This window comes from Hydrocarboniclastica marina, from assembly GCF_004851605.1.
Classification (GTDB): Bacteria; Pseudomonadota; Gammaproteobacteria; order Pseudomonadales; family Oleiphilaceae; genus Hydrocarboniclastica; species Hydrocarboniclastica marina.
Genome location: NZ_CP031093.1, coordinates 1728260 through 1748559, shown reverse-complemented (window position 1 = coordinate 1748559; position 20300 = coordinate 1728260). Strand labels below are relative to the sequence as shown.

The following is a 20300-nucleotide window of genomic DNA, read 5'->3' as shown; positions in this document are numbered from 1 at the left end:
CCGTTTACATATTTATCCTCTTAAAACAGGAATGTTACGGGCTTTTGTTAAAAATATTTATGGATCTTCAGGGCAAACCTTGTCATCCAGCTCGGGTAACTTCTCGCGGATGCTATATAAAGGAACAGTTCGTATCGGCAGATTATAAGGAATAACAGACGGCTTCAGGTAATCGGTTCCCACAGCCCCGTCTTCGCTTTGCCGAACGGCCTGGTCCGGAAAGCAGCTAACGGTCAGGCGCACCTCTCGCCCCAGCCCAAGAATTGTATCGGCCCCCTGGGCGTCCGACAGGCCCATGCATTGATATCCGGGCTCCGTGATCGGCCGGCCCTGCCTGTCCAGATCTTTACCTGGGATACCACAAGCTCTGATGGATGCAAGCGCGGTTGGGTCCGCCAGACGCTCGTTGGCCTCACACACGTCCGTATATTTGTCCCGGATAAGCCACTCGCGCTCACTACACTGAGTCTGCAGACGTACCGGCGTTGACTCATCCTCGCCCAGCGACCACGACGGGTAGCGCTTGGTCTGCCAACTCAGCAGAAAGGAGCGTTCCTCACCCGAAGAGTTTACGCCCTGGAACTTACTATAGTGTGCTTCATAAGAAGCACAGCCACTGAGCCATCCCAAAAATAGCAGTGCCGGCGCTACCCTTGAGAGTCCTACCCAAACACAACCCTTCGCTTTGCCAAACATAACGTCAATTTTCCTGATCAGACGAACTGCAGGCCATAACCATCCCCGCCATGGCGCACTATTTCCATTGTCACCGTCGGCGCAGCCACCGGCAGACCCTGAACCTGAACCTGAACGTGGTCACCGAGCGGTGGATAACGGTCTGACTCGGCAACAACGTATATACCGCCGTCGGAAATGTCCCGGGTCTTATAGATCGCCTCACCAATAAGCGGATGGCAAACCTTTACAGAGGCGTTCATCGCAGTTCGAGCGAATTCTCTTCGGTTGGTCATAACGAACTCTAGCATGGCTCCTGTAGGGACCCTGTAGCCGGGTCTGAAACCGCCGCGCGGAAAAGACACCGCGATAGTATGGCACGTCTGCTTTCAAGCATAGCCCCGCCACTGGGCTGTCGCGCCATTTTTTGCAGACATTGAGCTGTCCTGCTCAAAAAGAGGCCAAACCAGCTTCGCCCGACTCTCTCTCAGCGAATGTATGATTGCCTCTCTGATCTGAACAGCTGGGGCTCCACGTAACGCCCTGCGCTGCATTGCTCGCTTGACTTTGCCAGGACGGACAATGAGAATGTTTATCGTTATTACTACGTATATCTATCAGGGAGCTGGAACAGGGTATGAAGAATCTTAAGAGTTGGCTATGCGGCACATTGACCTGTCTGACCATGGCAGCGCCTGTGGCAGGGTTTGCAGCTGAAGATGTCAACGTCTACTCCTATCGTCAGCCTTATTTGATCCAGCCGCTGATTGATGCGTTTTCCGAGGAAACCGGCATCAAAGTAAATGTCGTCTTTGCCAAACAGGGCATCCTTGAGCGCCTGGAACGGGAAGGCCGTAACAGCCCGGCAGATGTCGTGCTGACCGTCGATATTGGTCGTCTTGACGAGCTTGCGAGCAAAGATCTTAGCCTTGCGGTCGACTCCGAGACCCTGAACAAAAACATCCCTGCCGAGTATCGTCATCCCGAAGGCAAGTGGTTCGGGCTGACCCGTCGTGCGCGGGTTATCTACACCTCCAAAGATCGCGTGGAGGAAGGCGAAATAACCCGCTATGAGGATCTCGCCGATAATCGCTGGAACGATCGCGTGTGCACCCGCAGTGGCAAGCAGGACTACAACGTCGCGCTTATCGCCTCAATGATCGCTCATCATGGCGAAGCGGAAACCGAAAAGTGGCTCAGAGGCCTCAAAGACAACCTCGCTCGCAAGCCCCAGGGTGGAGATCGCGACCAGATCCGCGCTATCGCGGAAGGCGTGTGCGACGTCGCCGTAGGCAACAGCTACTACTATGGCGTCATGCTTAGCGATCCGGAACAGAAAGGCCCGGCTGAAGCGGCACGACTTGTCTTTCCCAACCAGGACGGGCGCGGCACCCATGTCAATCTGAGCGGCGCTGCGATCGCAAAGCACGCACCCAACCGGGAGAATGCTATGGCGTTTCTTGAGTTCCTGTCGGGCGAGGAAGCTCAGCAGATGTACGCCGACCTCAACTATGAGTATCCCGTACGGGAGGGTGTAACGCCCGCTTCGATTGTTTCAGAGTGGGGTGACTTTAAAGCGGATGACCTGCCACTTGACGAGATCGCGAAGTACCGTGAAGCCGCAGTTAAAATGGTCGACCGGGTTGGCTACGATAACTGATATGCGCGACTTGGTGATTGCGGTTCTACTGTGACGTGACAGTCGCCACAAATTGAGTTCCCCCGGAAGCCCGACGGCCTTCGGGGGTTTTCTGTTTCCAGGACCCGATGCAGAGGTACACGAGCGTTGTCAGCTGACTCAGCCGTTCTATCCGCTCCGATCGAGGTACCGCACCTGCAACGCAGGCGGCTGACTACCCGCTGGGTCCTGGCGGCAGTTTTCGTGACCTTCCTTATTGCTCTTCCTGTAGCCTCAGTTTTCTACCTCGCCGTGTCGCCCGACGAGAATATCTGGCCTCATCTTGTGAATACCGTCCTGCCTGTTTATGTAGCCAACACTTTGTTGCTGCTGGGCGGCGTCGGGTTGCTGACTTTCCTGATCGGCGTTCCGACCGCTTGGGTGGTTTCCACTTGTGAGTTCCCGGGACGACGCATTATGGAATGGGCCCTGCTGCTTCCTTTTGCTTTTCCCGCCTATGTCATCGCCTACGTTTACACCTACATGCTGGACTATGCCGGCCCCGTCCAGATCGCCCTGCGCGAGCTTTTTCAATGGCAGCGACCGACGGATTACGCCTTTCCGGAGATACGCTCAATGGGTGGCGCTATCATAATGCTCAGTCTGGTGCTCTACCCCTATGTCTACCTGCTGGCACGAGCGGCTTTCCTGGAGCAGTCTCCCTCTCTCTTCGCGGTCAGTCGGAGCCTCGGACGTAGCGCCTACAAGACGTTTCTGACAGTGGTGCTGCCTATCGCCCGTCCCGCAATTGCGGTCGGCCTTTCGCTGGTTCTGATGGAAGCGCTGAATGACTTCGGGACTGTTGATTTTTTTGCCGTCCGCAGTTTAACAGCGGGGCTTTTCGACACCTGGCTAAACCTGTCCAACATAGGCGGGGCTGCACAGATTGCGGTAACAATGTTGGCGTTCGTGGTCTTGCTGGTGACACTGGAGCGGTACTCGCGACGGAGACAGGAGCAATACGGCAGCCGCGACCACGGGCAGCAACTACACCGTTTCGAACTGTCCGGCAGACGCAAGTTCCTCTGCGTATTGCTCTGCCTTACACCGGTTCTGCTGGGCTTCCTGTTACCTGCCTCCGTGCTGGTGACCTTCGCCTGGCAATACTTTGAACAATCGTGGAATATCGAATTCTTCCGTTACAGCCTCAACAGCCTGATGCTTGCCGCTTTTGCCGCGATATCGACACTCAGCGTCGGCCTCCTCCTTGCCTACAGCCGCAGACTTCAGGATACGCGCCTGATGAGAACGCTGATTCGGTTCTCAAGTCTAGGTTACGCGATGCCCGGCGCCGTTATCGCGGTGGGCGTCATTATTCCTCTGGCCGCTTTCGACAATTGGCTGGACTTGCGTATGGAGCAATGGTTCGACGTAAGAACAGGCTTGTTGCTTAGCGGGACCGTTTTCGCGATGGTCTACGCATACACTGTGCGGTTTCTGGTCGTGGCGACCGGAAGCCTGGAGACCGGGCTGCAGCGTATAACGCCCAGCATGGACATGGCGTCCAGATCGCTGGGCTTCACGCCTGGACAGACGCTCTGGCGCGTCCACCTGCCTATGCTCAGAACGAGTCTGATCACCGCCGCGCTTGTTGTCTTTGTAGACACTATGAAAGAGCTACCCGCGACGCTGATATTGCGCCCCTTCAACTTTGAGACGCTGGCCACCCACGTCTACCAGCTTGCCTCCGACGAACGTCTGGAGCAAAGCGCGCTATCGGCCCTCTTTATTGTGCTGGCCGGTATCGTGCCCGTTATCGTACTGAGCCGGAACCTTACCCGCCAAGCGAAAACCTGAAGGTCGCCATGGGCTCCGGCATCGGTAGTCCACCCTGTGTTCAACCCTGCAGAATAACGAAACGACCGATGAAACGACCCCGCGGCTGCCCCTCCTGGATGATGTCGCTTGCCAGACTCAACCGGGCCTTGCCGTGCCGGCGCAGCATGGCCTCCGCACGGTCCATCGTAGTTTTATCCGGGAGCGTCGCGACCCCCTGAAAATCATCAGTTACAGGCTCGTCGTAATCCATGGCGCCGCTCTGTATGACAATACTGCCGGCCATTTTGTTTTGGTCCAGCCACAGCTGCAGTCGCGCCCACACCGCCATAACCCCTACACAGTAGAGACTCCCCCCGAAAGCGGTGGCTTGGTGGTTACGGTTAGTCTCAAGCGGAGCGGAGACGATTAACTCGTTGCCGTCAAACGCCTCGAGCTGAAGACCCAAAGCACCGGTCAGCGGAATCAGCCTTTGGATTCTGCTTTCCAGTTCTTTCAGGTTGACCATTATGTTTCCCCCGATCTGGGCTTGAAGACTGCGATAATGATGCGCCCTATTCCGAAGCCCCTATTCTAGAGCCCTGTACTGGCCCGGCCTATTGGACAAAAGACGTGCCGGCAACGCAGAGCAGCTGTTGGCGATCCAGTTCTGGCCTGGCCTCGCGAATCCCGGCGGCAACGGATGCACCGACTTGCGATCCAGTTCCTCGCCCCAGGCACCTGCCGAGGCTATATTATCGGGCGTGGTGACTGTGTGATGCCTTGTTGACTATCGTCGGCCCTTAAGGCGCATTAGGCCATTTGTAAGCTGGCCCTATGCTCAGCAAGCGTTGCGCGACCGGCCCTTCCCTACCCTTTGCCTATTCATTCAGAGTGTTACGACCAGATGTTCGTCTGCATCAGATGTAAAAAAGGGCTCATGGACCCCATTCGTGACGAAGAAGAGCCGGAATACACTGATCGTTATCGCTGCGGTCATTGCGGTCACGCCACGACAATTGCCTCCAGACTGATCGTCTCGACTCAGATACTATCTGCGGTACTGGGCGGGGCTATTACCCTCTATCTCTTGCTGGATCACTTGAATACCGTGCTGCAGGGCTGGCAGCAAGGAAAGGATCAGCCACTACTCGCTAATATCGGACTCTCTCTCGTCGCTTCTTTGCTACTGATTGGTTTCGGCTACACATTGTTCCGGGCCGTCCACAACGTCTACAAACGTCAGCGGTACCTCCAGGCCGGCCGATAATTTCCTGACCCGCCGAGCATTGCATTGCCATCCCATTCAGTGATGCTAAAATCCCCGCCATCAGTAAGCAGGTAGCAGCCGACCCTGCCTCCCACCCTATGCTCTGGCGTCGCCGCCAGGCGTCTAGCGTGAACCTGTAGCAACAGTCGACTCTCACTCTCAGCTTTGGAGCTCATCACCATGTGGCAAAACCTACGTGCAGCCTTCCTGATCAGTGCGGTCGGCATGCTCAGCGCTTTCAATGCGTTTGCTGAGGACGTCACTGTTGCTGTGACGCAGATAGTTGAACACCCTGCTCTGGACTCTGTTCGGGAAGGGGTGCGAGACGAGTTAGCCAGTCACGGATACGTTGCCGGTGAAAATATGACCTGGTATTACGAGAGCGCCCAGGGCAACTCCGGAACTGCAGCTCAAATAGCTCGCAAATTCATTGGCGACAAGCCTGACGTCATCGTCGCCATCGCGACGCCGTCAGCCCAGACAGTAGCAGCGGTGGCGCGCAGTGTTCCCGTGGTGTTCTCAGCGGTTACGGACCCGGTGAGCGCCAAGCTGGTCTCAAGCAGCGAGCTTCCTGGCGCAAATATCACAGGCGTTTCGGATCAGCTTCCCATGGCTCGCCATATGGACATGATTCTTGAAGCCGTGCCGGGCGCGAAAACCATTGGTACTGTATACAGCCCTGGCGAAGCGAATGCCGTTGCCCTGGTAGAAGCCCTGGAGGCCGAGTTATCTGCGCGTGGCATCAAGCTGGAAAAAGCCGCCGCAACAAAATCATCTGAAGTCCTGGCCGCGGCGCGTTCGCTGGCCGGGAAAGTCGACGCGATTTTCCTGACCACCGACAACACTGTCATCACCGCAGCGGAAGCGGTAATACAACTCGGTTACCGGGCCAAAATTCCCGTCTTCGCAGCAGACACCGACACGGTAGCACGGGGCGCGGCTGCGGCTCTCGGTTTCAACTATTATGACGTTGGCCGCCAGACCGGCGCCATGGTGGTACGGATACTTGAAGGAGCCGAACCCGCAACCATGCCCGTCGAAGTTCCGGAAAAGCTCTCGCTGCACGTCAACCCGGCGTCGGCCGAGCGAATGGGGCTCACGTTGCCCCAGCCGCTGATTGATCGGGCGGACAAGGTCATTCAGTAGCGCGTCCCAGGCGCTCTCCGCGCCATAAATCTGCCCTCAAGCGCGTTAAACACTTCGCGCATCCAGGTGATTGAAACATGCTCAGCGACATCGCTTTCTACGGCGCCCTCGAGACCGGGCTTCTTTACGGTCTCGTGGCCTTCGGCATTTATTTGTCTTTCCGCGTACTCGACTTTCCGGATCTAACGGTGGACGGCAGCTTCCCCTTGGGCGCGGCTATTGCTGCTGTACTGATTATGGAAGGAATTGACCCCTGGCTGGCGACGGGGTGCGCAATCCTTGGCGGAATGGCTGCCGGATCGGTCACAGCATTGCTCAACGTCAAGCTCAAAATACTGCACCTGCTGGCTTCGATTCTGACCATGACGGCGCTGTATTCCATCAATCTTCGGATTATGGGCCGCCCCAACATTGCCCTGTTGGGAGAGGAAACGGTGCTGTCCCCCTGGTATGACCTTGGGCTCCCTTTTCATCTCGCGCCGGTCGCGCTCTTTTCTGTTGTTATCCTCGTTGTATTCGGGTTGATGTTTCAATTCATGCGTTCCGAAACCGGGCTCGCCATGAGGGCTACGGGTGCCAATCCCCGTATGGCCCGCGGCAATGGCATAGCCACGGGAGGCCTGGTAGTCCTCGGGGTTGCGCTATCTAATGGTCTGGTCGGCCTGGCCGGGGCACTGTTCGCACAGAGCCAGGGCGCGGCCGATGTCACCATGGGCGTGGGGATCATCGTGGTCGGGCTGGCCTCGCTGATCGGCGGTGAAGCGGTAATTACGCCTCTGACCGTAGCCCGGGCCTTATTGGCGTGCATCGTCGGCGCGATACTCTACAGGCTCGCTATCGCCCTAGCCCTGAACGCCGATTTTATTGGGCTCGAATCCCAGGACCTTAACCTCGTCACGGCCGTTCTGGTGACATTGGCGATTGTGTTGCCAGGCTTCCGCACGACCCTGCGTTCGTTCCGTCCCAGGAGAAACTCATGATTTCCGCGCGCAATCTGAAGCTGACCTTCGGCCGGGGCACACCACTTGAGAACGCCGTGTTACAGGATCTGAGCCTCGACATTAAAGCCGGTGAATTTGTTACGGTGATTGGCAGCAACGGCGCTGGCAAATCGACTGTCCTGAACGCCCTTTCTGGCGAAGTCCTCGTGGATGAGGGCAGCATCATGATCGACGGCACAAATGTCACCCGCCTCCCCTCCCATAAGCGTGCCGGCCTGGTAGCGCGAGTCTTTCAGGACCCATTGGCCGGAACCTGTGAGGGGCTGACAATCGAGGAGAATATGGCGCTGGCTTTTCGCCGGGGTCAGCGGCGTGGTCTGAAGTCAGCGGTGCGCAGGCGTCACCGCGACCGTTTTCGCGACCAACTGGCCCAGCTCGAACTTGGGTTGGAGGACCGGCTGGGTGACAAAATGGGCTTACTGTCAGGCGGTCAGCGGCAGGCGATCAGTTTGCTGATGGCCTGCCTTAACCCCAGCAGGATACTGCTGCTCGATGAGCATACAGCCGCCCTTGACCCCCGCACAGCCAGCTTCGTTCTGGGGTTAACCGAGAGAATTATTTCAGAGCAAGGCCTTACGGCGCTGATGGTGACGCACAGCATGAAACAGGCACTGCAAGTGGGCAGCCGGACCCTGATGCTACACCAGGGTCGCGTTGTGTTTGATATAGCGGGCAAGGATCGGGATGGGCTTGAGGTAAAAGACCTTCTGGCCCTGTTCGAGCAACAGCGTGGCGAAACACTCGACGACGACAGTCTCTTACTGAGCTGATCTAGTCGTTAACGACCCGTGAACACCACACTCTGAACCTCCTCGACCGTCACCGGATGCCATCGTGTGACGTCTTTTGGCGCCGGTAAGGGATATTGGCGCAGTTGGGCAGTGCCTGAACGCTCCTCGAAGTGAACTACGAACCATCGCTGACCTTCAGTATCTTCGGCTACCCCATACACCGCGAAGGCCTGCAGATCGTTACTTTTACTCAGGGCCTGGATGCTTTCCAGTAGCAAACTGCTGTCGCTATCGGAGACCTGGCGGTCTTTAGCGTTGAATTTGACCGGACGCAGGCCGCCTACAGTCGAATAGACTGTGGCAAAAGGTCTAAGTGGAGCCGGACCGCGCAATTGCTCCCGCCCTTGGGCCAGCCCCGCGGTAATGATTTGTTCCCGCGTCATACGGACTTCTTGATCCGCAGCTGAAGCAGCAGACAGTTGCTCGTCCGACACGGTTACACAGCCAGGCAAGAGAGCAAAAGAACAAAGTAATAGCGCCAGCGCACGTGCTGAAATCCTGTCGGCGTTTACCTGCCGTGTCTGGAGAAGCGATTTGATCATGGTAAAGCCCGATGGCTATGAGTTTGAGAACCGCGCATTTTAGCACCACCTGCAAAAAAATAAGATGCTGTATCAGGCGCGGGAACGCCCATTTTTTAGCCACTACATATAGTACCGGCTGCGCAGGCCCGTCTCCGCGCGGTCCCACGACTGCAGTGATCGAGTTCAAGAGAAAATCTCATCGTTACAGCTTGCGGAAAGTCGCCTGCCCGGCTACTTTTCCTGTTGACAGCGCCGAGGCAGAAACACAATATAGTGTTGCTGAGACGGAAGAAACATCGATATGTAGTGGTTGAGAGCAGACTATTAAAAGAATTTTATATTCCGCCGTCATTACCCTGTTTCCGTGAAACGGCGGCCTGAGCAGCCTTTGGGAGATCATTCTCCTCTGCCTATCGACAAATTACAGCTTCGCTGTCTGCTAGAAAAAACACTACATCTAGTATTGACGAAGCGGCGCAATATCGAGTCGTAAACATACGCAGAAGCTGGATCTCCCGAGCCGGAGCGGCGCGCGCGACTCCAGGCTCAAAAATATCCCTCCCCGCCTCTCAGGTTGGGGCTGAATACCGACCACCGGAACGTTCCGAGGATAACAATGAACGCAATAGTACAGGACATGACAACCGAGATACCGCTCCAGGAAACCTCCCTGGACATCTGGGCCAGCAAGTATCAGCTCAGAACCAAGAGCGGCGATGCGGTTGATCATACCATTGAGGAAACCTATCACCGGGTCGCGAAGGCCCTGGCGGCCGTTGAGTCAAAAACAAAACGCGATAAGGTCCACAAAGACTTTGTCTGGGCTCTTCAGCACGGCGCTATCCCGGCGGGACGGATCACTTCCAACGCGGGCGCAGAGATGCATAAGCCGGCCACCTCAACCATCAACTGTACTGTTTCCGGCACTATCACCGACTCAATGGACGACATTCTCGGCAAGAATCATGAGGCGGGGCTCACGCTTAAAGCCGGCTGCGGTATCGGCTATGAATTCTCCACCCTGCGCCCAAAGGGCGCCTATGTTGCCGGTGCTGGCGCGACGACCTCAGGCCCCATGTCATTCATGGATATCTTCGACCGGATGTGTTTTACCGTCTCGTCCGCCGGTGGTCGCCGCGGTGCCCAGATGGCGACATTTGATATACATCATCCGGACGTGATTGATTTCATTCAGGCCAAACGTGAAGACGCGCGGCTGCGCCAGTTCAACCTGTCACTGCTGATCACTGAAGACTTCATTGAAGCGGTGCGCAAGGACGGCGACTGGAAGCTTTCCTTCCCGGTATCGGCAAAGGAAGCGGAAGAAGAAAAACTCGAGCTGAACGACACCAGTAAGTACCTGTACCGCGAGTTCCCGATCACGGACAAGTATGTGACCGACAGCCAGGGCCGGGTCGCATGCCGGATTTACAATACGTTGAAGGCAAGGACGATCTGGGACACGATCATGTCCTCCACTTATGACTATGCTGAACCCGGTTTCATCCTGATCGACAAGGTCAACGAGATGAACAATAACTGGTTCTGCGAAAAAATCCGCGCGACCAATCCCTGTGGCGAGCAGCCCCTGCCGCCTTACGGCAGCTGCCTGTTGGGCTCGGTCAACCTCACCAAGTTTGTTGAGTTTCCGTTCACCGACAAGGCGCGCTTTAACTTCGAGAAATACCGCCGGGTAGTTGGCATCTTCACCCGCATGCTGGACAACGTTGTAGAGATCAACGGGCTGCCGCTCAAGCAGCAGCAACACGAGATCACCCACAAGCGCCGTCATGGCATGGGCATTTTGGGCCTGGGCTCGACGCTGGCGATGCTGCGTATGCCGTACGGCTCGTCCGAATCGGTGGTGTTTACTGAAGAAGTTGTCCGCGAGATGGCTGTGGAAGGTTGGCGCCAGGGCCTGGCACTGGCTGAAGAAAAAGGACCAGCGCCGATCATGGATGACGAGTTTGAAGTGACTGAGGCCATGCTGGCTCATCGCCCGGAAATGCGCACTGATGGTTACAAGGCGGGCGACAAGGTCAAAGGCAAGGTGCTGCATGCGCGCTACAGCCGCTATATGCAGCGTATTGCCGAGGTGGAACCCGAGCTGATCGTTAAACTGACCGAAAAGGGCTCACGCTTTACCCACCACACCTCTATAGCCCCTACTGGTACTATTTCGCTATCCTTGGCGAACAATGCCAGTAACGGCATTGAGCCGAGCTTCTCCCATCACTATGCGCGTAACGTCATCCGGGAAGGCCGCAAGACCAAAGAGAAAGTCGACGTGTTCTCTTTCGAACTGCTGGCCTACCGCCACCTGATCAATGCCCGTGCGCTGCCATTCTCCGAGGATCCCGAAGAGCAGCTGCCTCCCTACTTCACGACTGCGGATGATGTGTCTCCGCACCAGCACGTGGAGATCCAGGCAGCAGCGCAAAAATGGGTGGATTCGTCAATTTCCAAGACGGCCAATGTCCCGACTGACTTCCCGTTTGCGGATTTCAAAGACATCTACATGTATGCGTACGAAAAAGGGCTGAAGGGGTGTACCACGTTCCGCTTTAACCCCGAGGCGTTCCAGGGTGTGCTGGTCAAAGAGAAAGACCTCGAAAGTACCCAGTATGAGTTCACGCTGGACGATGGTTCGACAGTCACGCTCAAGGGGAACGAACAGGTAGAATACGATGGCGAGATGCACAATGCCGCCAACCTGTTCGACGCGCTCAAAGAAGGCACGTACGGAAAATATTGATCCTGTCTGGCCGGGCACCCGGCCGGCGTGGCGAAGAGACATATAGGACATGACAATGGCAGTCAAAATCGACAAGAAGATCATTGGCTATCGGGTCGTTCGCGACGCGGCGAATGAGGTAAAACCCGAGAATATCGCACCGCTGCCGGTGAAGATGAACGAGAACATCGAACGGCCGGACTTCTTGCTGGGTACCACCTACAAGATAAAGCCGCCGGTGGCGGAGCACGCGATGTACATCACGATCAACGACATCCTGCTCAACGAAGACACCGATCACGAGAGCCGGCAGCCCTATGAGGTGTTCATCAATTCCAAGTCCATGGAGCACTTCCAGTGGGTTATCGCGCTAACACGGGTCATCTCAGCAGTGTTCCGCAAAGGCGGTGATGTCACCTTTCTGGTGGAAGAGCTTCGCTCGGTTTACGATCCGAATGGCGGTTACTTCAAAAAGGGCGGCGTGTTTATGCCCTCGTTGGTGGCCGAGATCGGTGCAGTTATCGAGAAGCACCTTAAAGCAATCGGCCTCATCGAATCCGACGAGATGAGCGAGATGACTCGCCGGATTCTGGCGGAGAAGCGAGCCGATTTTGAAGCCCGGGCCGAGACCAAGAACGCCCAGGCCGAGGTCAGCGATTATCCGGCCAATGCCACGCTCTGCGGGAAATGCCACACGAAAGCCGTGATTGTGATGGACGGCTGCAATACATGCCTTTGCTGTGGCGACAGTAAGTGCGGCTGATCGTCACAATCATTTAAGGGCTGCGACCCGGAATTACCGCCCCAGGCACTGCGTGGGGCGGTCAAATTCGGTAGGCTAATCGCCCCATCGTGGGGCACGAACACGCTATCCCTCCTCTCCGGCTATACAATTCCGTCATCGTTCCCGACAGGTATCCATTTTTACCTGTAACTTGTTTAGACTGTTCCCCAACCTCAGCTCAAGTCTAACCACGGATCAAAGGGACCAAAGGATGATTACGAAGTGTTTGTTTCCCGTCGCCGGCTATGGCACGCGCTTTCTTCCCGCAACCAAGGCCATGCCGAAAGAGATTCTGCCGGTGGTAAACAAGCCACTTGTCCAATACGGCGTTGAAGAAGCTGTCGAGGCTGGTATTCACCAGTTCGGCTTTGTCACCGGTCGCGGCAAGCGCGCGATTGAGGATCACTTCGACATCAGTTATGAGCTGGAACACCAGATTCAGGGAACCGGTAAGGAAGATCGGCTCGCCAGCATCAGCGACCTCATCAATAACAATACATTCGCCTTCACCCGTCAGAATCAGATGAAAGGGCTGGGCCATGCGATACTTACCGGTCGCAACCTGGTCGGCGATAGTGCCTTCGCGGTTATCCTGGCCGACGACCTGTGTCTTCCCGAGCCCGGCGAGCCCGGCGTTTTGGCACAGATGGTAGCGCTCTACAAGCAGTTCCGTTGCAGCATTGTTGCGATCGAAGAAGTGCCCGCTGACGAAACCCATAAATACGGGGTCATAGCCGGCGAAACCATGAAAGACGGCCTCTACCGGATCACTGATATGGTCGAGAAGCCCGCTCCCGAAGATGCGCCCAGTAATCTGGCTATTATTGGCCGCTATCTGCTCACACCTGATATATTCGATATTCTGGCACGGACCGAACCTGGCAAAAACGGCGAGGTTCAGATCACCGACGCATTGCTCGAACAGGCAAAGAACGGTTGTGTCCTGGCTTACCAATTCAAGGGACGCCGGTTCGATTGCGGCAGTATCGACGGCTTCGTGGAAGCGACCAACTACGTCTACGAGAACATCTATAAAGCGGATTAGGCTCGAGACACTCAGGTCATAACCGGGCCGGGCGCGTGCCTCCGGTAGCGTTGCCGCTGCCGGACCTACCGAACCCCAAGGCAGTCCGAAATGAACATTGATAACAATCTGCCTGGCAGGCCCGCAACACAGTCACTGTTGCTGGACCCGGCGCGATGGCCGGATAATTCGCCGCTCTCATCAACAGAGATCAAGGTGGCCCAGCAACATGCGGTGCTCGGCATTGGCCGGTTTATAGCTCAGCAGGGTCTCCCCCAAGCCTATCGACCCCTTTTCCCGGGTCTTATCATTCCGCTGGCTGCGTGGCTGCTTCAGGCCCAGCGGCGCTGTGGAAGACCTTTGCTGGTCGGCCTGAGCGGTTGTCAGGGATCTGGTAAGAGCACGCTTGCCCTCGCTCTCCAGCTTATTCTCGGCAATAGCTTCGCATCACGCTCGTGCGTACTGTCCCTCGACGACTTCTACCTGAGCCAGGAAGACCGCAAAAAGCTTGCAGCCCGTGTGCACCCTCTTCTCGCAACCCGCGGCGTGCCAGGAACCCACGATATCGGCTTACTGGAGCGAACGCTGGATGCACTGGCGAGGCCCGGCAGGAAGCCTGTTGCGATACCCCTCTTCGACAAAGGCCGCGACAATCCTCTACCAACTGCTGAATGGCCAACGGTCGAATCAGAGCCCGATATTATCATTCTGGAGGGCTGGTGCCTCGGTGCACCAGCACAACCCGCGTCCTCGCTGGCTCCGCCGGTTAATGACCTTGAGCAGAAAGAAGACCCGGACATGCGCTGGCGCAACTACGTCAACGATCAACTTGGTCAGGTGTATGAGCCGCTGTTCGCCAAGCTTTCGCCGTTGATTTACCTGCAGCCTCCGGGCTGGCGCGCTGTCTATGACTGGCGCTCCCGGCAGGAACATAAGCTCATCTCAAAGCAGGGCGCCGCCTATGCCGGCGGGCTCGACAGTCCCGACAAGCTAGAGCGGTTCATAAGTCACTATCAGCGAATCACTGAAGTTATGCTTGAGCAGATTCCCCAGAAAGCGGATGTCACGCTGGCGTTGAATCAGAACCATCAGTTTGCCGGCCTGAATATGCCTTCTCCCGCCAACACGGCCTAGCGGATGCTCAGTTTCAGGCCAAAAGCTCAATGATCAAGCGACGGTTCTCAGGATCAGTCGCGCGGAATCGCTTGAGCAAAAGCATCTCTTCGCTGGAGGGCATCCGCGCGGTCACTTCCCGCTGTAGCTCATCAACACTGGACGTTAGATCTCCTGTATCCTCGCAAAGCCCCGGCAGCTCCAGCTGTCCTTCCGCCGCCAGCGCGTCGCCGTCGAGCAATCGCTCAAGTGGTGTTCGAGTTCGAAAACAGAGCGTCAGCAACTGGTCAATAGTCGGGTAGCAGCGCTGGGCCGCATCGGTCGTCTCCCAGCAGCGAATCAGGTTTTCGTCAACCTGGCACATATGCGCAACGTCATTCTCGCTGAGGCTTTGAACGTCTCTGAGGTGGCGAAGGCGACGGTTGAAAGAGGACAGGTAGCGCATTTGGGGATGTCCATACTAGGGCTGTGAGGCCAGCGGCCTGAATCTGGAGTCGATCAACCCATTATGCGACATATAACTGAGCAGCCGCAAAGAGCGCCCACTCCGCTCGCAGGCCAAGGTCATAGTCAATGTATTTGAGGCGAGCGCGTCTGTGCGTGGCTATCTCGGGAGTACGAGGCTGCAACTGCGTCGAGTCAAGGAACGGAAAACATAAGGAGAGTTGGTACACCCGAGTAGATTTGAACTACCGACCTCCGCCATGTCAAGGCGGCGCTCTAACCAACTGAGCTACGGGTGTATTTCGATTTGAAGCGGTACGTCATTGCGGGCGATACTATAACGGCAGAGCTGCAGGCGGTCAACCGGTTACTGCAAATATCTTCTCGTTCATTCCCATTCGCTGCAACTGACCACCAGGGCTTCAACAGAAGCCCTGGTTTAGCGATCCCAGGATCATTTCAGCAGTATGTGGTCGAGCAATTAAACCTTATGATAGTCGCGATACCACTCCACGAAACGACCGATCCCCTCCTCCACCGGCGTATTCGGCTGGTACCCAACGTCATCGATAAGCGCTTGCACATCAGCGTAGGTTGCAGGTACGTCGCCGGGTTGCAGGGGCAGAAGATTACGCTCGGCCTTTTTACCCAGGCGATCCTCAAGTACTTCGATGAAACGCGACAGTTCAACAGGGTTATTGCTGCCAATGTTGTAGATGCGATAAGGCGACGCACTGGTACCGGGGTCGGGCTGCGCGCCGGACCATTCGGGATTGGGCGTAGCTACGCTGTCAAGCGTTCTCAACACACCTTCGACAATGTCGTCGATATAGGTGAAGTCCCGTCTGTGGTTTCCGTGATTGAACACATCAATCGGTTCGCCAGCCAGAATTTTGCGGGTAAAAATGAAGAGCGCCATATCAGGCCGACCCCAGGGCCCGTAAACGGTGAAAAAGCGAAGCCCAGTGGTCGGTAAGTTATAGAGATTGCTGTAGGTGTGCGCCATCAGCTCGTTGGCTTTCTTCGAGGCCGCGTAAAGGCTCAAAGGGTGGTCAACGTTGTCATGCACTGAAAAAGGCATTGACTCATTTGCACCGTATACCGAGCTACTGGATGCATAAACCAGATGCTTGACGTTGTTGTGGCGACAACCTTCGAGAATGTTCATAAAGCCAACGAGATTGGCATCTACGTAGGCATTGGGGTTTTCAATGGAGTACCGTACCCCGGCCTGTGCGGCGAGATGAACGACGCGCTCCGGCTGGTACTCGGAGAAAAGCCGGGCCATAGCATCACGGTCTGAAACGTCGACCCGCTTCTCAACAAACTGGGGATAGCGCTCCTTGATCCGTGCCAGTCTGGCTTCTTTGAGGTTAACGTCGTAGTAGTCGTTGACGTTATCGACGCCGATAACGTCATCGCCACGCTCCAGTAGCCGAAGCGCTACATGAGAGCCGATAAAGCCGGCAGTTCCAGTAACCAGTATTCGCACAGTTCTACTTCCTTAGCTGTCAGGAGTTCGCCAATTGGCGCCCCGGTGTACCTAAAAATCGAGCCCGGCGCTCAAGAAGGGCCCACCGATACTGATGTCGAGCGTATCGTTGCCTTCGTTCACGTCAAGGCTCAGCTGGCGGTAACCCGCCCGCAGACGCAAGACAGCCAGGTCATACTGCCCGTAGGCAGTAATATCCATCAGGGAGTCGCCATCAAAGGCGATACCATGTCCTTCCAGGCCTACTGAAACATCAGTGACGGGGACATCGAAACGTGCTGCTGCGTAAAGCATCGGCAAGATCACGTCTACTTCTGTGCGCTCAACATTCTGCGGTGTCTTCCGATCTTCTAGAGTGAGTGAGGCGTCGAGCATGCGCGCCGTCAACCCAGCATCGAGATTAACCCAGTTATCGAGCAGCTCGTAGTAGAGCGTCACGTCGAACTGGTCTACTTCAAGATCTGAGCGAACTGAGCCAGTTGCGATGAGGTCGCCGTATGACTGGACCGTGTCACCGGTACCCGTGTGTTCGAGCCGCGAGAACCCGAGCCGGACATTGGGGATTAGAGGCAGCGGATGCTCCAGAGCGGCAGTAAGATTCACACTCCCATCGCTTTCCAGGTCGAGATCGTCCTCAACGTCGACCCGGTCATCGCCGAGCGCGGCGTAGCCGCTGACTCCGGGGTACCAGTAGCCCACTGAGGCGCCCGCGCCGAGTATGTCTGCCGTCGCAAGCGGGCTCACTATCAAGCCGAGGCCGAGGAAGGTGGTCGCCAGTTGCTTTACCATGGTAGATCCTCTATTCAGATAGGGTGTTCAGTCGAAAGACATGCCGAGACGCCGCCCGACCTCTTCATAGGTTTCAATGACGTCGCCCAAGTCCTGCCGGAACCGATCCTTGTCCATTTTCTTACGTGTTTTGCGATCCCATATTCTGCAGCCGTCCGGGCTGAACTCATCGCCCAACACGACACGACCGTTGTAGCGGCCGAACTCAAGTTTGTAGTCTACCAGTATCATGTCGCCGGCAAGGAAGAGGCGCTGCAAAACATCATTCACCTGATGGGTCAGCCTCTTCATTTCAGCCAACTCATGCGGCGCTGCCCAGCCGAACGTTTCGGCATGGGATTCGTTAATCATGGGGTCGTGTAGCGCATCATTCTTGAGAAACAGCTCGTAAGTGGAGGGGTTCAGCTCGCGGCCTTCCTCGATGCCCAGGCGCCGACATAGGCTCCCGGCGGCCACATTACGAACGACGCATTCCACCGGTATCATTTCGAGCCTGCGCACAAGCGACTCTGAAGGCGACAGCAGACGCTCAAAGTGAGTGGGAACACCTGCGTCGGCCAGCTTGCCCATTACAAAAGCATTGAACCGATTGTTCACCATGCCCTTGCGGGCCAGTTGCTGCTTCTTTTCGCCATCAAACGCTGACGTATCGTCCCTGAACTGCAAAACGTACAAGTCGGGATCGTCTGTCAGGAAAACCGACTTGGCTTTTCCTGAGTACAACACATCGCGCTTTTCCATCCTATTCTCCCCACCCCGTGCTCGTTGCGATGCCAAGCCAAAGCCTGAGTCTCCAGGATAGGCCCGCTGTCACTTAATAAAGGTATTCGAAAATTTCAGAGAGCAGGCGTGCTGATCGGTCGCCTTCCTCATGATCTGGTGCCGGTTGGGTCACCACTGTCAGGGAGTCGTCTTCGGCCCGCTTCAGCTCAACTTGATAGGTGAACTTCGGCTCATCCAATTCTTTCCAGAAGAGCCAGCCGGAAGTTCGATCATCACGGCTCCGGTAGTCGACAAACCACAGGCCCTGGCTGCGGTTAATATCGACAATAGGTACGTCCGCCTCAGACAGCGCCCGGGTCACCTCGGCCCAGGCGCGCTCGTACTCCAGGTCGAGTACGATCCGTGGTTCGCCTTCTTCCGGCGCTATCAAGCGAACCCTTGGCGATTCCGCGATATCAAGAGCAGCTCGCGAATATGACTTGACGTCTTCCTGGTCCTTGAGTGCTGTGGCCATATCCTCAAGCAGACGTCTTTCCAGATCCGGCGCTTCAGGCCGCGGCGACCACTGAAGGAAACCCTCATGATCTTCCTCTTCGCGTACCCGTAGCTGAACTTCGGTTGTGTTTCGCCGCACGCCGGGTGAAACACGGGCCTGCAGGACAGGTCCGGAGGCCGCTTCACTATCCTCCAGTCCCAGCCACTGCCTGGCCTTCAGACGGGACCCGACGGGACCCGTCTGCATCAGGCCAATTCTGGGGTTGTCGTACTCAAGTTCCAGGCCTCTCTCCAGCAGGAAAGAGGCAACGGCCGGCCAGACCTGCCCGGGGAGTTCATTGATGAGCAGCCAGGACTGACCTTCCCCGGCCGTTTCGACCACGTAGTTTTCATCGAGGATATTGTCGGTGAGATCCGGTGGCGGGGGAAGTTCGTTACCGCCGACTCCAGCGAGAACCTGCCCTTCGCCTTCAGGGACAGGATAGAGCGGCGAAATGCGCTCTCTGCTCAGCCCCTCCGGCAACTCCAGGTCGCTGGCCAGCCGCTCCTGCTGATATTCGGCCGAACGGTCCTTTATCACGCCACAGCCACTGAGGACCGCGACCATCGACAGGCAAGCGACTATCACGCGACCTGACCCTATTGCAGTCAGAAAACCCTGCATGACGACAACCTTTATTGAGAATGAGGTAAAACTCGATTGAGAACGAGATGAAACTCGCGCCCGCTCTGTCCCGCTTTCGACAGAACGAAAAGCGCCGGCTAAAATGGCGTCACAACGGCTCCCGCTCAGGCTGGCAGACCTGTAGGGGGATCAGAGTACGCCGGCCGAAACGAGTGCTTCCCGGACATCGCCATGGAACTCCTCGCTGAGCGGGGTCAATGGCAGCCGAATGCCAGAGTCGATCAGCCCCATCTGCTGCAGTGCCCATTTGACGGGGATCGGGTTGGCTTCAAGAAAAAGCTTGCGGTGTAGCGGCATTAGCTTGTCGTTTAGCGCTTTAGCCTCCGCTTCCTGCCCTTCTATGGCGAGCTTACAGAGCTTGGCCATACCGGCCGGCGCCACATTGGCCGTAACTGAGACATTGCCCTTGCCGCCACGCAGCATCAGTTCCATTGCGGTGGCATCATCTCCTGAGTACACGGCCAGCCTGCCCTTGACCAGCTTGATCAGCTCCTCACCGCGGCTGATATTGCCTGTAGCATCCTTTATACCAATGATGTTCGGCACGTCGGCCAACCGGACTACAGTCTCGTTCAGCATATCGCAGGCGGTCCTGCCAGGGACGTTATACAGAATCTGATCTACCGGGACCTCTTCCGCAACCTTCAGGAAATGGCGGTACAGCCCCTCCTGGGTCGGTTTGTTGTAGTACGGAACCACGAGAAGGCAAGCGTCGGCACCGATGTGATGGGCTTCCCGGGTCAGGTCGACAGCTTCGCGGGTAGAATTACCGCCGGTTCCTGCCAGGACACTGATTCGTCCATCGACGCGCTGGACGATGCGGCGGATGACATCAAGATGCTCCTGCGGGTCCAGGGTTGCTGACTCACCCGTAGTGCCCATCGCGACGATGCCGTCGGTTCCATTTTCAAGGTGAAAATCCACCAGCCGGTCCAGACGTTCCCAATCGATTGAATCGTCTGGATGCATAGGGGTTACTAGGGCGACAAGGCTCCCGGTGATCATAGCCACTCCGTCCGAAGAAAACGGTAATGGTAATGTTGGGTAGGCACCGACACAAGGATCTATTGCACCGGACGGCATGATTTAACCTAGCGAAACTTGCAGTACGTCTCTTTTTTACTATTACCGTCGAGTTCAGATCCGTTAGTGGGCATCCGACGCGCGCTGTCGGGCC

20 protein-coding genes and 1 tRNA gene are annotated in these 20300 nt (G+C 56.4%); 10 read left to right on the top strand and 11 right to left on the bottom strand.

What is annotated here, in order from left to right; genetic code table 11:
• Nucleotides 1-57: 57 nt before the first annotated feature.
• Nucleotides 58-696 (bottom strand): hypothetical protein, encoded by a 639-nt coding sequence (locus tag soil367_RS07835; RefSeq protein ID WP_136548550.1) that lies wholly within the window; start codon nucleotides 694-696, stop codon nucleotides 58-60.
• 17 nt (nucleotides 697-713) lie between these two features.
• Complete coding sequence (locus soil367_RS07830) at nucleotides 714-971, bottom strand: PilZ domain-containing protein (protein WP_136548548.1); 258 nt, start codon at nucleotides 969-971, stop codon at nucleotides 714-716.
• Nucleotides 972-1312: 341 nt separating this feature from the next.
• On the opposite strand from soil367_RS07830, the gene soil367_RS07825 reads away from it, so the two are divergent.
• Together soil367_RS07825 and soil367_RS07820 are read left to right on the top strand one after the other, a co-directional pair.
• Nucleotides 1313-2335, top strand: a complete 1023-nt coding sequence (locus soil367_RS07825; RefSeq protein ID WP_172962299.1) for a Fe(3+) ABC transporter substrate-binding protein — start codon at nucleotides 1313-1315, stop codon at nucleotides 2333-2335.
• Nucleotides 2336-2461: 126 nt separating this feature from the next.
• Nucleotides 2462-4150 (top strand): ABC transporter permease, encoded by a 1689-nt coding sequence (locus soil367_RS07820; protein ID WP_136548546.1) that lies wholly within the window; start codon nucleotides 2462-2464, stop codon nucleotides 4148-4150.
• Nucleotides 4151-4190: 40 nt separating this feature from the next.
• Here soil367_RS07820 and soil367_RS07815 read toward each other — a convergent pair whose 3' ends face one another.
• Nucleotides 4191-4637: a YiiD C-terminal domain-containing protein gene (locus soil367_RS07815; RefSeq protein WP_136548544.1), complete on the bottom strand. Its 447-nt coding sequence runs from the start codon at nucleotides 4635-4637 to the stop codon at nucleotides 4191-4193.
• 411 nt (nucleotides 4638-5048) lie between these two features.
• Between soil367_RS07815 and soil367_RS07810 the strand changes: the two genes are divergently transcribed.
• The 4 genes from soil367_RS07810 (at nucleotide 5049) to soil367_RS07795 (ending at nucleotide 8295) form a co-directional block, all read left to right on the top strand.
• Complete coding sequence (locus tag soil367_RS07810) at nucleotides 5049-5378, top strand: hypothetical protein (protein ID WP_136548542.1); 330 nt, start codon at nucleotides 5049-5051, stop codon at nucleotides 5376-5378.
• 180 nt (nucleotides 5379-5558) lie between these two features.
• Nucleotides 5559-6524 (top strand): ABC transporter substrate-binding protein, encoded by a 966-nt coding sequence (locus soil367_RS07805; RefSeq protein ID WP_136548540.1) that lies wholly within the window; start codon nucleotides 5559-5561, stop codon nucleotides 6522-6524.
• A 77-nt stretch (nucleotides 6525-6601) separates the two neighbouring features.
• The gene (locus tag soil367_RS07800; protein WP_136548538.1) at nucleotides 6602-7504 is read left to right on the top strand and encodes an ABC transporter permease; all 903 of its coding nucleotides are present in this window, start codon (nucleotides 6602-6604) and stop codon (nucleotides 7502-7504) included.
• Nucleotides 7501-8295, top strand: a complete 795-nt coding sequence (locus tag soil367_RS07795; RefSeq protein WP_136548536.1) for an ABC transporter ATP-binding protein — start codon at nucleotides 7501-7503, stop codon at nucleotides 8293-8295. The genes soil367_RS07800 and soil367_RS07795 overlap by 4 nt, the downstream gene beginning before the upstream one ends.
• A gap of 8 nt (nucleotides 8296-8303) precedes the next feature.
• On the opposite strand, the gene soil367_RS07790 is transcribed toward soil367_RS07795, so the two are convergent.
• The gene (locus soil367_RS07790) at nucleotides 8304-8699 is read right to left on the bottom strand and encodes a hypothetical protein (RefSeq protein ID WP_136548534.1); all 396 of its coding nucleotides are present in this window, start codon (nucleotides 8697-8699) and stop codon (nucleotides 8304-8306) included.
• A 757-nt stretch (nucleotides 8700-9456) separates the two neighbouring features.
• On the opposite strand from soil367_RS07790, the gene soil367_RS07785 reads away from it, so the two are divergent.
• From soil367_RS07785 to soil367_RS07770, 4 genes are all read left to right on the top strand, one after another.
• Nucleotides 9457-11595 (top strand): adenosylcobalamin-dependent ribonucleoside-diphosphate reductase, encoded by a 2139-nt coding sequence (locus soil367_RS07785; protein ID WP_136548531.1) that lies wholly within the window; start codon nucleotides 9457-9459, stop codon nucleotides 11593-11595.
• Between the two features lie 55 nt (nucleotides 11596-11650).
• Nucleotides 11651-12337, top strand: coding sequence for a TSCPD domain-containing protein (locus soil367_RS07780; RefSeq protein ID WP_136548529.1), 687 nt, complete (start codon nucleotides 11651-11653; stop codon nucleotides 12335-12337).
• 232 nt (nucleotides 12338-12569) lie between these two features.
• Complete coding sequence (gene galU, locus soil367_RS07775) at nucleotides 12570-13403, top strand: UTP--glucose-1-phosphate uridylyltransferase GalU (protein WP_136548528.1); 834 nt, start codon at nucleotides 12570-12572, stop codon at nucleotides 13401-13403.
• Between the two features lie 90 nt (nucleotides 13404-13493).
• Nucleotides 13494-14516 carry a hypothetical protein gene (locus soil367_RS07770; protein ID WP_136548526.1) on the top strand — a complete coding sequence of 341 codons (1023 nt, stop codon included), beginning with the start codon at nucleotides 13494-13496 and terminating at the stop codon, nucleotides 14514-14516.
• Nucleotides 14517-14529: 13 nt separating this feature from the next.
• Here soil367_RS07770 and soil367_RS07765 read toward each other — a convergent pair whose 3' ends face one another.
• The 7 genes from soil367_RS07765 to dapA form a co-directional block, all read right to left on the bottom strand.
• A complete protein-coding gene (locus tag soil367_RS07765) occupies nucleotides 14530-14940 on the bottom strand; it encodes a helix-turn-helix domain-containing protein (protein WP_136548524.1) in 411 nt (136 codons plus the stop codon).
• Between the two features lie 221 nt (nucleotides 14941-15161).
• A tRNA-Val gene (locus soil367_RS07760) sits at nucleotides 15162-15238 on the bottom strand.
• Between the two features lie 182 nt (nucleotides 15239-15420).
• The gene (locus tag soil367_RS07755) at nucleotides 15421-16431 is read right to left on the bottom strand and encodes an NAD-dependent epimerase (RefSeq protein WP_136548522.1); all 1011 of its coding nucleotides are present in this window, start codon (nucleotides 16429-16431) and stop codon (nucleotides 15421-15423) included.
• 51 nt (nucleotides 16432-16482) lie between these two features.
• Nucleotides 16483-17220, bottom strand: a complete 738-nt coding sequence (locus soil367_RS07750) for a TIGR04219 family outer membrane beta-barrel protein (protein WP_136548520.1) — start codon at nucleotides 17218-17220, stop codon at nucleotides 16483-16485.
• A 27-nt stretch (nucleotides 17221-17247) separates the two neighbouring features.
• Nucleotides 17248-17961, bottom strand: coding sequence for a phosphoribosylaminoimidazolesuccinocarboxamide synthase (purC, locus tag soil367_RS07745; protein WP_136548518.1), 714 nt, complete (start codon nucleotides 17959-17961; stop codon nucleotides 17248-17250).
• A 73-nt stretch (nucleotides 17962-18034) separates the two neighbouring features.
• Nucleotides 18035-19102 (bottom strand): outer membrane protein assembly factor BamC, encoded by a 1068-nt coding sequence (bamC, locus tag soil367_RS07740; RefSeq protein ID WP_136548515.1) that lies wholly within the window; start codon nucleotides 19100-19102, stop codon nucleotides 18035-18037.
• A gap of 150 nt (nucleotides 19103-19252) precedes the next feature.
• A complete protein-coding gene (dapA, locus tag soil367_RS07735) occupies nucleotides 19253-20128 on the bottom strand; it encodes a 4-hydroxy-tetrahydrodipicolinate synthase (protein WP_136548513.1) in 876 nt (291 codons plus the stop codon).
• Nucleotides 20129-20300 lie beyond the last annotated feature (172 nt).

What these genes read in the sequence shown, in the direction of transcription:
- dapA (WP_136548513.1), bottom strand. Translation starts at nt 20,128, where the DNA reads ATGATCACCGGGAGCCTTGTCGCCCTAGTAACCCCTATGCATCCAGAC.
- soil367_RS07835 (WP_136548550.1), bottom strand. Translation starts at nt 696, where the DNA reads ATGTTTGGCAAAGCGAAGGGTTGTGTTTGGGTAGGACTCTCAAGGGTA.
- soil367_RS07800 (WP_136548538.1), top strand. Translation starts at nt 6,602, where the DNA reads ATGCTCAGCGACATCGCTTTCTACGGCGCCCTCGAGACCGGGCTTCTT.
- soil367_RS07765 (WP_136548524.1), bottom strand. Translation starts at nt 14,940, where the DNA reads ATGCGCTACCTGTCCTCTTTCAACCGTCGCCTTCGCCACCTCAGAGAC.
- soil367_RS07805 (WP_136548540.1), top strand. Translation starts at nt 5,559, where the DNA reads ATGTGGCAAAACCTACGTGCAGCCTTCCTGATCAGTGCGGTCGGCATG.
- soil367_RS07795 (WP_136548536.1), top strand. Translation starts at nt 7,501, where the DNA reads ATGATTTCCGCGCGCAATCTGAAGCTGACCTTCGGCCGGGGCACACCA.
- bamC (WP_136548515.1), bottom strand. Translation starts at nt 19,102, where the DNA reads ATGCAGGGTTTTCTGACTGCAATAGGGTCAGGTCGCGTGATAGTCGCT.
- soil367_RS07825 (WP_172962299.1), top strand. Translation starts at nt 1,313, where the DNA reads ATGAAGAATCTTAAGAGTTGGCTATGCGGCACATTGACCTGTCTGACC.
- purC (WP_136548518.1), bottom strand. Translation starts at nt 17,961, where the DNA reads ATGGAAAAGCGCGATGTGTTGTACTCAGGAAAAGCCAAGTCGGTTTTC.
- soil367_RS07830 (WP_136548548.1), bottom strand. Translation starts at nt 971, where the DNA reads ATGACCAACCGAAGAGAATTCGCTCGAACTGCGATGAACGCCTCTGTA.
- soil367_RS07780 (WP_136548529.1), top strand. Translation starts at nt 11,651, where the DNA reads ATGGCAGTCAAAATCGACAAGAAGATCATTGGCTATCGGGTCGTTCGC.
- soil367_RS07790 (WP_136548534.1), bottom strand. Translation starts at nt 8,699, where the DNA reads ATGACGCGGGAACAAATCATTACCGCGGGGCTGGCCCAAGGGCGGGAG.
- soil367_RS07785 (WP_136548531.1), top strand. Translation starts at nt 9,457, where the DNA reads ATGAACGCAATAGTACAGGACATGACAACCGAGATACCGCTCCAGGAA.
- soil367_RS07810 (WP_136548542.1), top strand. Translation starts at nt 5,049, where the DNA reads ATGGACCCCATTCGTGACGAAGAAGAGCCGGAATACACTGATCGTTAT.
- soil367_RS07770 (WP_136548526.1), top strand. Translation starts at nt 13,494, where the DNA reads ATGAACATTGATAACAATCTGCCTGGCAGGCCCGCAACACAGTCACTG.
- soil367_RS07750 (WP_136548520.1), bottom strand. Translation starts at nt 17,220, where the DNA reads ATGGTAAAGCAACTGGCGACCACCTTCCTCGGCCTCGGCTTGATAGTG.
- soil367_RS07815 (WP_136548544.1), bottom strand. Translation starts at nt 4,637, where the DNA reads ATGGTCAACCTGAAAGAACTGGAAAGCAGAATCCAAAGGCTGATTCCG.
- galU (WP_136548528.1), top strand. Translation starts at nt 12,570, where the DNA reads ATGATTACGAAGTGTTTGTTTCCCGTCGCCGGCTATGGCACGCGCTTT.